General features: G+C 31.9%; 12 protein-coding genes and 1 pseudogene. 12 read left to right on the forward strand and 1 reads right to left on the reverse strand.

Annotated elements, in window-relative coordinates:
• The first annotated feature begins 23 nt into the window (after nucleotides 1-23).
• Nucleotides 24-845, forward strand: a complete 822-nt coding sequence (locus tag AMQ68_RS20710; protein ID WP_054512483.1) for a bifunctional 2-polyprenyl-6-hydroxyphenol methylase/3-demethylubiquinol 3-O-methyltransferase UbiG — start codon at nucleotides 24-26, stop codon at nucleotides 843-845.
• A 657-nt stretch (nucleotides 846-1,502) separates the two neighbouring features.
• On the opposite strand, the gene pgk is transcribed toward AMQ68_RS20710, so the two are convergent.
• Nucleotides 1,503-2,693: a phosphoglycerate kinase gene (gene pgk / locus AMQ68_RS20715; protein WP_054512484.1), complete on the reverse strand. Its 1,191-nt coding sequence runs from the start codon at nucleotides 2,691-2,693 to the stop codon at nucleotides 1,503-1,505.
• Nucleotides 2,694-3,248: 555 nt separating this feature from the next.
• Here pgk and rpiB point away from each other — a divergent pair.
• The 11 genes and pseudogenes from rpiB to tsaB all read left to right on the forward strand — a co-directional run bounded on the left by rpiB (nucleotide 3,249) and on the right by tsaB (nucleotide 12,171).
• Nucleotides 3,249-3,683: a ribose 5-phosphate isomerase B gene (gene rpiB / locus AMQ68_RS20720; RefSeq protein WP_054512885.1), complete on the forward strand. Its 435-nt coding sequence runs from the start codon at nucleotides 3,249-3,251 to the stop codon at nucleotides 3,681-3,683.
• 403 nt (nucleotides 3,684-4,086) lie between these two features.
• Nucleotides 4,087-4,308: pseudogene (locus AMQ68_RS25745) on the forward strand (thrombospondin type 3 repeat-containing protein); the annotation flags it as partial.
• A 647-nt stretch (nucleotides 4,309-4,955) separates the two neighbouring features.
• On the forward strand, nucleotides 4,956-7,109 hold the full coding sequence (rnr, locus tag AMQ68_RS20730) for a ribonuclease R (RefSeq protein ID WP_054512486.1): 2,154 nt from the start codon (nucleotides 4,956-4,958) through the stop codon (nucleotides 7,107-7,109).
• A gap of 2 nt (nucleotides 7,110-7,111) precedes the next feature.
• On the forward strand, nucleotides 7,112-7,624 hold the full coding sequence (locus tag AMQ68_RS20735) for a hypothetical protein (RefSeq protein ID WP_054512487.1): 513 nt from the start codon (nucleotides 7,112-7,114) through the stop codon (nucleotides 7,622-7,624).
• Nucleotides 7,625-7,788: 164 nt separating this feature from the next.
• A complete protein-coding gene (locus tag AMQ68_RS20740; RefSeq protein ID WP_054512488.1) occupies nucleotides 7,789-8,475 on the forward strand; it encodes a LysE family translocator in 687 nt (228 codons plus the stop codon).
• A complete protein-coding gene (locus AMQ68_RS20745; protein WP_054512489.1) occupies nucleotides 8,472-9,407 on the forward strand; it encodes an LD-carboxypeptidase in 936 nt (311 codons plus the stop codon). The genes AMQ68_RS20740 and AMQ68_RS20745 overlap by 4 nt, the downstream gene beginning before the upstream one ends.
• A 3-nt stretch (nucleotides 9,408-9,410) precedes the next feature.
• Nucleotides 9,411-9,761 carry a MauE/DoxX family redox-associated membrane protein gene (locus AMQ68_RS20750; RefSeq protein ID WP_054512490.1) on the forward strand — a complete coding sequence of 117 codons (351 nt, stop codon included), beginning with the start codon at nucleotides 9,411-9,413 and terminating at the stop codon, nucleotides 9,759-9,761.
• Entirely contained in the window at nucleotides 9,761-10,132 is a 372-nt protein-coding gene (locus AMQ68_RS20755; protein ID WP_054512491.1) for a YraN family protein, read from the forward strand. Before AMQ68_RS20750 ends, AMQ68_RS20755 begins: the two co-directional genes overlap by 1 nt.
• Before the next feature lie 85 nt (nucleotides 10,133-10,217).
• Nucleotides 10,218-10,967, forward strand: a complete 750-nt coding sequence (locus tag AMQ68_RS20760; protein WP_054512492.1) for an SDR family NAD(P)-dependent oxidoreductase — start codon at nucleotides 10,218-10,220, stop codon at nucleotides 10,965-10,967.
• A gap of 1 nt (nucleotide 10,968) precedes the next feature.
• Nucleotides 10,969-11,409: a nuclear transport factor 2 family protein gene (locus tag AMQ68_RS20765; protein ID WP_054512493.1), complete on the forward strand. Its 441-nt coding sequence runs from the start codon at nucleotides 10,969-10,971 to the stop codon at nucleotides 11,407-11,409.
• A 78-nt stretch (nucleotides 11,410-11,487) separates the two neighbouring features.
• Nucleotides 11,488-12,171, forward strand: coding sequence for a tRNA (adenosine(37)-N6)-threonylcarbamoyltransferase complex dimerization subunit type 1 TsaB (tsaB, locus tag AMQ68_RS20770; RefSeq protein ID WP_054512494.1), 684 nt, complete (start codon nucleotides 11,488-11,490; stop codon nucleotides 12,169-12,171).
• Nucleotides 12,172-12,211: the final 40 nt, after the last annotated feature.

The following is a 12,211-nucleotide window of genomic DNA, read 5'->3' on the forward strand; positions in this document are numbered from 1 at the left end:
TTAATATAAAAGAAGTCAATTAAATGAAAATTAAAGATCATTTTCTTTCTCAGGAAATATTTGAAATCAAAGAAACAGAAACAAAAGGAGTTTTTAAGACCTCCCCTATTCCATCGAATATTTCTACCTATTATGAAAGTGAAGATTATATTTCCCATCACCAGGATTCAGGAAGTTTAAAAGAAAAACTATATAAATTCTTACAGTCTTTCAATCTTCAATATAAAAAAACGATCCTTATTGACAGAATAAAGAAAGGTTCAAAAGTTCTGGATTATGGATGTGGAGCCGGAGAATTTGTAAAATATATAGAAAATGATTTTGAAACCTTAGGTTTCGAACCTGATGCTGATGCAAGAAAAGCTGCAAAAAGTAAAATTGAAAAAGCAAAAATAATAGATAATTTAAACACCATTGAAGATGGAAGTTTAGATGCAATTACTTTATGGCATGTTTTCGAGCACGTAGAAAATCAAGATGAGATGCTTCAGATTTTTCATTCAAAATTAAAAGAAAAAGGATTATTAATTATTGCAGTTCCCAATCCTACATCATACGATGCAAAACATTATAAAGAATATTGGGCAGCATATGATGTACCAAGACACATCTATCATTTTTCAAAAACCGGAATGGAAAATTTAATTTCTAAGAAACCCAACTGGAAAATGAGAAAAATCAAACCTTTGGTTCTTGACTCTTATTACATCTCTATGTTAAGCGAAAAATACAAGAAATCACCTCTTTTTTGGCTTAAAGCAACGATCTACGGAACGATTTCTAACGTAAAAGCCCTTTTTTCTAATGAATTTTCGAGTTTGATATACATTATCGAAAAAAAGTAGAAAATCGATTTTTAAGCTATTTATAGAGGTCAATTTTCATCATTTCCCCTAAAAAAATACAAACTCGAGGCAATACCTTGAGTTTTTTTATTGTATAAGACTACTCCCCTACCCTATACTTTTACATCGATATTTTTTTTTGAATCGATAATTTATAAAAAAGAACATTTTACCACTGAAAATGTTAGCAACATGTTAGTAAGCCGTATTTATATTCATAAAAAAGAAAAATCCCTACAATTACTTAATTCAAAAAAAGAAATCTTAAAATTTATAAAATGGAATTTTTAAGAGATACACCCTTACCGTTACATTTGGATTTAGATACATGCATGTGAAAATTTTAAAATCTGAAATTTAAATCCAATTCTGAAATTCGTATTCCAAGATTATTCAAAATTTTTATTTTAGAGTTTAAAGAGAAAACTTGAAGAGATAGAAATTTTATACTATAAGTAAAAATCTCATGCAAGCAAATATATTGAGGAAAATATATTTTGTACAATTTTAAAAATTAATTACAAAAAAATATTTATCAGATTTTTTAATTAAAAAAAGATAAGCTGAAAATAATTGATAAATTATCTAGACATCAAAAAAAATAAAAAGTCCACTGAAAAAAATCAGCGGACTTAAAATTTATAAAAATTTATTTTTCTATTTGTTGATAGCAGCAACACCCGGAAGTTCCAAACCTTCCAAGCTTTCTAACATTGCTCCACCTCCGGTAGAAACATAACTTACTTTATCTGCATAACCAAATTGTTTTACAAAAGCAACACTGTCTCCTCCTCCCACTAAAGAGAAAGCTCCAAGTTTTGTTGCTTCAGCAATACTTTCTCCAAGAGCTACTGTTCCCGCAGAAAAGTTTGACATTTCAAAAACTCCAATCGGTCCGTTCCATAAAATTGTTCTTGAATTTAAAAGAACATCATTGAACTGGTCTCTAGATTTTGGTCCAGCATCCAATCCCATCCATCCTTCAGGAATTGCATAAATATCTACTTCTTTTCTTTCTGCATCATTACTGAAACTTTCAGCGATGATCGTATCAGAAGGAAGATATACTTTTACATTATGTTCTTTTGCTTTTCCTAAAATTTCTAACGCTAAAGGTAATTTATCTTCTTCAACCAATGAAGTTCCTATTTTACCTCCAAGAGCTTTAATAAAAGTGAACGCCATACCACCACCAATAATTAAATTATCAACTGCCGGAAGTATGTTTTCTATAATGGTAATTTTAGTTGAAACCTTAGATCCACCTAATATGGCAGTAACAGGTCTCTCACCACTTTTCAATACTTTATCAATGGCTTTTAGTTCATTAGCCATCAATAAACCGAAAAATTTAGTTGAAGTAAAATAATTAGCAATAACTGCTGTGGAAGCATGAGCTCTGTGAGCAGTACCAAATGCATCATTTACATAAGCATCTCCTAATTTAGACAGCTGCTCAGCGAATCCTTCATCTCCTTTTTCTTCTTCATTATGAAAACGTAGGTTCTCTAATAATAAAATCTCTCCAGGCTGAAGCTCAGCAGCGGCTTTTTCAGCCTTCTCTCCTATTGATTCATCAACAAACTTAACTTGCTGCCCTAATACGCTAGAAACTTCTCCTAGAATGTTTTTCAGGGAGAATTCATTCTTCACTTCTCCTTTAGGTCTTCCAAGGTGCGTCATTAAGATTACAGAACCACCGTCATTAAGAATTTTTTCTACAGTAGGCTTCACGGCTGCGATTCTCGTATTATCGGTAACGTTAAGCTGATCATCCTGCGGAACATTGAAATCAACTCTTACCAGAGCCTTCTTATCTTTAAAATTGAAATCATTGATTGTCTTCATAAATTTCTTTTGATTTTTCGTTTCACAAATGTAAGAGTTTAAAATTTTTGAACACCTTCCCCCCAATAAAATTTTTCAAAAAGTTTTCAGGACACTCATTCATTCTATCAACATTATTTTCTCTTTTATAAAAAAGAATAAATGATAGTTGTTGTTGAGTGTTGTTAGTTTAGGGGATAAGTTTTTTGGTAATAATTGATAACATTTAATTTGTACTCAACTCACATTTTACTGACATTATAAGCCTCTGAAAATGTATCTACTACCAGTGTTATCAACAATTGTGAATAACTTTCCCACAATAGTAATTCTTAATAACTGCATTATGGAAAAGATGCCGAATTCTCTGTGGAAAGTTTTTGAAAATAAATGTTAAAATTTTTGGAGAGCGTTTCTATTACAAATTATTTTAATGTTACGAAACATTTATTTTGTCATTGTTATTAACACTTACTAACAAGGATACTCACAATAAACTGGCAAAAATTTAAGACTTATCCACATTATACTTACATTTGTGTGGATATAAATCTAAAAAGGCTTAATACAAGAATTATGAAAAGAAAAATCGCTATTGCCGCAGACCATGCAGGTTTCGAGTATAAGGAGATTGTTAAGAACTATTTATCAGAAAGCTTTGAAGTTCAGGATTTTGGAACGTTCTCCACAGACAGTGTGGATTATCCGGACTTTGTACACCCCGCAGCAACCTCTGTGGAGAATGGAGAGAACGAATTAGGAATTTTGATCTGCGGAAGCGGAAATGGAGTTCAGATCACTGCTAACAAACATCAGCAGATTCGTTGTGCTCTTTGCTGGATGCCTGAGATTGCACAGCTGGCAAGACAGCATAATGATGCGAATATGATCTCAATTCCTGCAAGATTCATTGCAAAAGAAGTAGCTATAGAAATTGTAAATAAATTTCTTTCTACAGACTTTGAAGGAGGTAGACATCAAAACAGAGTTGACAAAATTGCATTCTGTTAATAATAATATAAAGGCTTGCAAATCAAACTGCAAGCCTTTATATTATTAATATTGTATCTTTGCGACATCCAATAGAATTTACCTGTCTATTATTTTCATTAACCTTTTTAATATTTAAAAGATATTTATAAGAGGTTTTCTCTACTCTTCTCCATATTTGTAGTATTTTTATAAAACTAAATTTATCGTTGTAACAGATTTGGAAGCAAAATTGATACTATAGATTAAACAAAGAATTAATAATTTCATGAAAAGAAAAGCATCACTGATTCTGTTTTTTGTATTGAGTTGTTTCCATGCCCAGGAAATACTAGATAAGGATGCTTTAAAAAAATGTAAGAAAGAATTCAATAAAAAGATTTGTATTTCTGACGAAGATAAAGACGGAATATTATTTTACTTAGACCAATGTCCAAAGGAAATAGGTACAGTAGAAAACAAAGGTTGCCCATGGCCGGATTCGGATGACGATGGAATTTTCGATAAAGATGATATCTGCCCTACGATTTCCGGACCTATTGAAAATAATGGATGTCCGTGGGCGGATACAGATGGTGACGGAATTTTAGATAAAGATGATGCTTGTCCTACGGTACCCGGAATTGCAGAAAATGATGGTTGCCCTGTTCTTATTAAAGGAATAAGTTTACATCAATTTACAAAAGATGAATTGGATAAAATTAAATTTGATTTTCTTGATAATAATAAAAATGTAAATTATCATTCATTAGCAGATTATATTTTTAATAAAATAGAAAGAAAAAACCTTAGAAATAAAGTAATTTATCTTAATCTTATACACCTATTAGAACAAGGTTGTAATAGTGACCTTAAGGATTATTCAGATAGAAATGTAATAAATGCTTTAAAGTTTAAATATTTTTGGGATAAAAGAAATTTTAAAAAATTTGTGAATATTTTTCCTGATAAGATTATAGTACCTCTTCCCTATGATTTAAATAAAGAATATTCTAAAGCATACAGACTGACAGGAGGAACAGATTATAATGGAATCCCCAAGTCTAAGATAAAAAGTTATGATGCTTATAATGCAAAAGGTAAATTCATGACAGAACAGGAAATCAAAAAAACTAAATTTTATGATTTTGAAAGAGTCTTGTACAGCGAAATAGTAACGATAGATTTTGAATTAAAGAAAAACAAAGTAAAATTCTCATTAGGAAGAGAAGATTTTTATACAGAATATATAAATTCTAAATATATAGAAATCTCAGAATCTGATTATTTGAGAGATTAATAAAAAATAAAATAATGCCAAAAAAAAGAAAATATATAAGCCAAAAAAACGATCATAAACTCATGGAAATCGGAAGATTGATCCTGCGTTTTATGAATGAAAATTCATCAAAGATCTATAATTATAAACAGATCTCGGATGGAATAGATCATAAAAATCCAAGACAAAGAGAACTTGTGATTCAGGCTTTGCATAAACTTCAGGCTTCTGAAAAAATTAAAGAAACTGAAAAAGGGAAATATATCATAAATCTAAACATTGCAGGAACCTTAACAGGAACCATAGATTTTAACCAATCTGGAAATGCCTATGTAAAGGTGGAAAGTCTGGAAGATGATGTCTTCATTCATTCAAAAAATGTGAAAGATGCATTGCAAGGTGATAAGGTTTTAATCGTTACCTATACTTATAAAGGAAAGAAACTGGAAGGTTCTGTATTGGAAGTTTTGGAAAGAACCAGAACCGAATTTGTAGGAACTTTACAGGTAGTTACTCATAAAGATTTCGGATTTGTTGTTTGTGATAAAAAGACGATTAATACAGATATCTTTATTCCAAGAGGGAAATTTGGAGGTGCTAATGATGGTGACAAAGTTGTTGTAAAAATGACTGAATGGAGACCCGGAGATAAAAACCCTGAAGGGGAAATTATCAAAGTTCTAGGGGCTCCTGGGGAACATGAGACCGAGATTCACTCTATTCTTGCTGAATATGGGTTGCCTTATCAATTCCCTGAGGATGTGGAAGCAGATGCCGATAAAATCGACAGAAGAATTACAGAAGAAGAAGTTGCGAAGCGTTGGGATATGCGAGGGATCACAACCTTTACTATTGACCCGAAAGACGCAAAAGATTTTGATGATGCCCTATCCATAAGAAAATTGGATAACGGAAATTGGGAAATTGGAGTTCACATTGCGGACGTTTCTCATTACGTAATTCCTGGAACTATTTTAGATGATGAAGCCTATCAAAGGGCTACATCGGTATATTTAGTTGACCGTGTTGTTCCAATGTTACCGGAAGTCTTAAGTAACGACGTTTGTTCACTTCGTCCGAATGAAGATAAGTTTACTTTTTCAGCAGTTTTTGAATTAAATGATAATGCAGAAATTAAGAAACAGTGGTTTGGAAGAACAGTAATTCATTCCGACAGAAGATTCAGTTACGAAGAAGCGCAGGAAAGAATTGAAAATAAAGAAGGAGATTATACAGAAGAAATCTTAGTTCTTGATAATTTAGCAAAAATCATGCGTGCCGAGCGTATAAGACAAGGGGCCATTACGTTTGACAGAAGCGAAGTAAGATTTAATCTTGATGAAAATAATCAGCCAATTGGGGTTTACTTTAAAGTAAGCAAAGATTCAAATCACCTGATTGAAGAATTCATGCTTTTAGCCAATAAAAAAGTTTCAGAATTCGTGTCATTAACTAAAAATGGATCTCCTTCTAATAATACATTTATTTATAGAGTTCACGACGATCCGGATCCGGCAAAATTAGAAGCTTTAAGAGATTTTGTTTCTACTTTCGGGTATAAAATGGACTTGGCTAATACCAAAAAAGTAGCGGAATCTTTAAACCGATTACTAAGTGATGTAAAAGGAAAAGGCGAAGAAAATATGGTGGAAACATTAGCGATGCGAAGTATGAGTAAAGCAGTTTATTCTACAGAACCTATCGGTCACTATGGATTAGGGTTCGACTATTATTCTCACTTCACCTCTCCTATTCGTCGTTACCCGGATTTAATTGCTCACCGTCTTCTTCAACATTATTTGGATGGTGGAAAATCTACCAGCAGAGAAGAAGTTGAAGAGAAAGCAAAATATTGTAGTTCAAGAGAAAGATTAGCAGCCGATGCTGAAAGAGATTCAATCAAATTCATGCAAGTAAAATTCATGGAGAAACATTTGGGCGAAACTTTCGGAGGTGTTATTTCTGGAGTTGCAGAATTCGGTTTCTGGGTTGAGATTCCTGAAAACGGAGCTGAAGGATTAATCAAGTTGAGAGACCTTATGGATGACTCTTATAGCTATGATAAATCTACCCATGCGGTGTATGGTTCAAGAACAGGAAAAAGATACCAATTAGGGGATCAGGTTCAGATAAAAGTGGTTAAAGCTAATTTAATTCAAAAGCAACTGGACTTTAAGATTGTTGATTAGTCATGACTAAAATAGATAAATATATCATTTTTAGTATCCTTAACTTTATCCTACTTGTTACAGTTATTTTTGATACTGTTATTAATTTTTATGGGTTTGTAGCGGTTATCATTATACTTTGTATTATAAGTAATATTCTAATTAATAGAAATGTCATAAGAATAGGAAGCTTAGGAAAAAAATATTTTTTTTGTGTTACTTTTCCAATGATTATTAATGCTTTTTTTCTCATAAATTATGTAACAGGGATGAACCCAACTAAGGAAACTTACTGTTATAAAAATAAGATTGCTGAAGTTGGAAGTAGATATAAACATGAAAAAGGAAAAACCACCTATATTTATCTAAGTGGAAATGCTTATGAATATTCATATATGACGAGAAGTTTTTTTATTGACTATAAAAGGATGCTATTTAAAAACCAAATTATATATACTTTTGAAAGAGGAATTTTTGGATTAAAAATTAGAAAAGATTATCAATTTATTTATAATGAAAATTGTTTGGACAAGTAAAATTGACTAAATACTCATCACAATATACCAATGAAGACTGCAAATTTTGCAGTCTTTTTTTTGTTTTAAAAAGCTTCCGAATATATATTGAAAACTTAAAAGAATTGGATTTTATCGACAAATAGAAATATAATTTTTAAATTTGGAAGAGAAACAATTTTTAAATGTTTGAATTAGTACTATCTGCTGTTATTTTAGGATTCATGTTGAGTCTTGTTTTTATTGGCCCAATATTTTTCTTATTAATAGAAACCAGCTTCTCCAGAGGTCCTAAGCATGCTTTGGCCTTAGATGTAGGAGTAATTACGGCAGACTTGTTGTGCATTATTGCAGCGTATTATGCAAGTGCAGATCTGGTGAGTTTAATAGATAAGCACCCCGGATTTTATAGGATCACCTCGATCTTAATTTTTGTATATGGTATTGTCATGATGGTCACGAAAACCAAAATGCATATGCCGGGTGAAGAGAGAATCATTGGTCAGAATTATTTTAAGACCTTCATGAATGGTTTTTTCTTTAATATTTTAAATGTTGGGGTTATTCTATTCTGGTTGGTTACGGTAATTTCAGTGAGAAAAGAATATCCGGATACGGGGAGTTTTATCCTTTATATAGGGTTGGTGATTGGTACTTATTTATGTATTGATCTTGCTAAAATATTTTTGGCAAAACAATTTCATGATAAACTAACACAAACATTGGCCAATAAGATCAGACGAATTGTTGGGGTAATCCTTATCCTTTTCAGTTTCTTTATCTTTTTACAGAGCTTTAAAAAATTCAACCAATTTGACAAGCGACTAGAAGAAGCAGAGAAAAAAGAAGTTAAATTTCAAAAGAACAAATGAAAAAAATAATCTTTCCAAAGTCCCTTAAAAAAGGGGATAAAATAGCTATTATTTCCCCTGCCGGTGCTGTAGATGCATCTCAACTTGAAAAGGGAATAAAAATGATCAAGAATAAAGGTTTTGTTCCTGTTTTAGGAGAGCATCTTTATACTAAATTCTCAAATGGTTACAATTACGCAGGGACAGAAAAGGAAAGAATAAAAGATATCAATTGGGCTTTAAATGATAAAAACATTTCTGCAGTTTGGGCTTCCAGAGGCGGATACGGATGTCAGCATCTGATTCAGCATTTGAAACTGGATAAATTTAAGCAAAACCCGAAATGGTATATTGGATATTCCGATAATACGGTAATCCAAAGTTATTTGTTGAAGAAAGGTTTTGCCTCCATTCACGGGCAGACAATTAAAACTTCAAGCTTTGGAGTTACTGATGAAAGCTATGATCTGATCTTTGATATTTTAAAAGGAAAGACTTCGGAATATCACTTACAAGCTAGCCCATTTAATCAAAAAGGAAATATCAAAGGAGAATTGGTTGGAGGAAATTTAGCCTTAATCTATGCTCTTTTAGGAACAAAATATTCATTTGATTTTAAAGATAAAATTTTATTCATTGAAGATATTGGGGAGAATTTTTATGCATTAGATCGAATGATTATGAGTTTGGAACTTGCCGGAGTTTTCACTAAAATTTCAGGTTTAATTGTTGGGGGAATGACCAACATGGGAGATGAAAAAGAAAATAAGCAATACGAAAATAGCTTCGATGAATTTGCGTATCAATTAATCTCAGAAAGACTTTCAAAGTATCAGTTCCCCGTTGTTTTTGGTTTTCCAAATGGACATATTAAAGACAACAGACCTTTGATTATTGGGAGCAAGATCTCTTTGAAAATAGGTAAAACCGTTTCAATTCGTTATAATAAATAAAAAATGATATATTCAAAGTTTGTACTTTCCTCTTTATTGATATTGGCGGGGATCTTACATTTTTTGAAGCCCCAGATTTTCATTAAAATAATACCTTCATATATCCCTTCTCATTTGAACATGGTTTATATAAGTGGTCTTATTGAAATTGTATGTGGAGTTCTATTGATCTTTCCTCAAACTCAAAAGTTGGGTGCCTATCTTAGTATATTATTGTTTATAGCGGTTTTTCCTGCTAATGTTGAAATGGCAAAAAGCTTTTATCAGACCCATCATAAATATTTCTGGCTTACTGTCTTGAGACTTCCTTTACAGATTGTATTAATCTGGTGGGCCTATCAATTTAGAAAATAATGGCAAATCACAACGACTTCGGAAAAAAAGCAGAAGATCTGGCTGTTGAATATTTACAAAAGAACGGCTATAAAATCCTGGTAAGAAACTTTCGGTTTCAAAAAGCAGAGATTGATATTGTTACCGAAAAAGATAGTTTAATAGTTGTTGTGGAAGTAAAAGCTCGTTCAACAGATGCTTTTATGTTACCCCAAGAAGCGGTTAATAAAAGGAAGATATCATTAATCGTTTCTGCGGCCAATCATTATATGGAAAAATTTAATATAGATCAGGAAGTAAGGTTTGATATTATCTCAGTTCTTCCCGATGAAAAAGGAAAACTCACTATCGAACATATAATAGGTGCTTTTGAAGCATTTGACGCTAACTAATATTATATATGTATCAATTAACAGTTTACTAATAATTGTTATATTGATGAATTTTTAGACTGTTACATTTAGAATTAAACATTTTATGAAAACAATACTCATTACAGGCGCAACTTCCGGAATCGGAAAATCAACAGCAGAGCTTTTTGCAAAACAGGGAAACAGAATTATTATTTGCGGAAGAAGGGCTGAAGTTTTAGAATCATTAAAAACTGAGCTTTCTCAATATACCGAAATACTTAGTTTAGTATTTGATGTAAGGAATCTTGAAGAAGTAGAAAAAGCGATCTCATCTCTTCCAGAAGAATGGAAGAATATTGATGTTCTCATTAATAATGCCGGAAACGCACATGGTCTTGAACCTCTTTCAGCAGGAAATACCAATGATTGGGATTCTATGATCGATGGAAATGTAAAAGGACTTTTATATGTGTCTAAAATGATTATTCCATCAATGAAAGAAAGAAATACCGGACATATCGTTAATATCAGTTCTGTTGCGGCTAGACAAACGTATGCTAATGGGGTTGTGTATTGCGCAACTAAAAAAGCGGTTGATGTAATTTCTGAGGGAATGCGTTTAGAATTAACTGAATTTGGAATTAAGGTGACCAATATTCAACCAGGCGCAGTGGAAACAGACTTTTCTTTAGTTAGATTTAAAGGAGATAGCGAAAAAGCGTCTACGGTATATGCCGGATATGAAGCCTTAAAAGCAGAAGATATTGCGGATGCAATTGCTTATTGCGTAAATGCTCCCAAACATGTGAGTGTTTCTGATATGACCATCTACCCTACTTCACAGGCAGAACCGAGAACTATTTACAGAAAATAGATTGAAAAAAATATCACTTTTCATTCTCATCTTTTCCTTTCTTTTTTGGTATGGCCAAGGCTTAAAATCTAGTCAAAAAGAAGCGAAATTATTTGAAAGCATTTCACTTTTAGATCAATACATGCAGAACAATGATGATAAGATAGTTAATATTTTATGTTCAGATGTTTCTTTTGGGCATTCAAATGGATGGGTTCAGACTATAGATGATTTTATAAAAGACTTTTCAAGCAAAAAAGTAATATATAAAGAAATCAAACAGCTTGAAATTTCTGATTTAAAAAGGCATAAGAATTTTGTAAGTATCAGAAGAAAAATCTATGTTTCTGGTTTGTATAAAGATCAAAAATTTGAAATGAAATTGGCTTTACTTGAAATTTGGATGAAAAAGAATGCGGTCTGGAAACTTTGGAGCCGTCAGAGTGTCGAAATAAAGCCATAAATTTGCAGAATAAAAATAATTCCAAACTTTGTCATTGATTTAATTGATGAAGTAAATGAATAGATTTAATTATTAAAAATGAAAATTTTATACCTCGAAACCTCTTCCAAAAACTGTTCTGTAGCGATATCAGATAATGGTAAACTATTGTGTGTTAGCGAAGAAGTTTCAGACAATTATAAACAGTCTGAGAGTTTACACACTTTTGTAGAATGGGCTTTGGAAGGAGCAGGGATTTCTATAAAAGAGATTCAGGCGGTTTCTTTAGGAAAAGGACCTGGTTCTTACACCGGATTAAGAATTGGGGCTTCATCAGCAAAAGGGTTTTGTTACGGACTAAAGATTCCATTGATTGCGGTTAATTCTCTTGAGACGATGATAGAGCCTTTTTTAGCGCAAAACTATGACTATATAATTCCAATGGTCGATGCGAGAAGAATGGAGGTTTATACGGCTGTTTATGACGGCGAAACGGGAAAAGAACTTTCGCAGACAGAAGCTAAAATTTTAGATGAAACTTCTTTTGAAGAATTTAAAGATAAAAAAGTACTGTTTGTAGGAGATGGCGCAAAGAAAGCACAGGAAATTTTACAGCTTCCCAATGCTGAATTTAATGAAAGCATCTACCCTTCTGCACAGTATTTAGTAAAGAAGACCTTAGAAAAAATTGAAAATAAAGAGTTTGAAGATATTGCTTATTTCGAGCCTTTTTATTTAAAAGACTTCCATGGGGTAAAGAAAAAGAAATCAACAGATTCTTAAATAATAAACGACACCATAAAATAAGAAAAGCGAAGACTAA

This window comes from Chryseobacterium sp. ERMR1:04 (genome assembly GCF_001297705.1).
Lineage (GTDB): Bacteria > Bacteroidota > Bacteroidia > Flavobacteriales > Weeksellaceae > Chryseobacterium.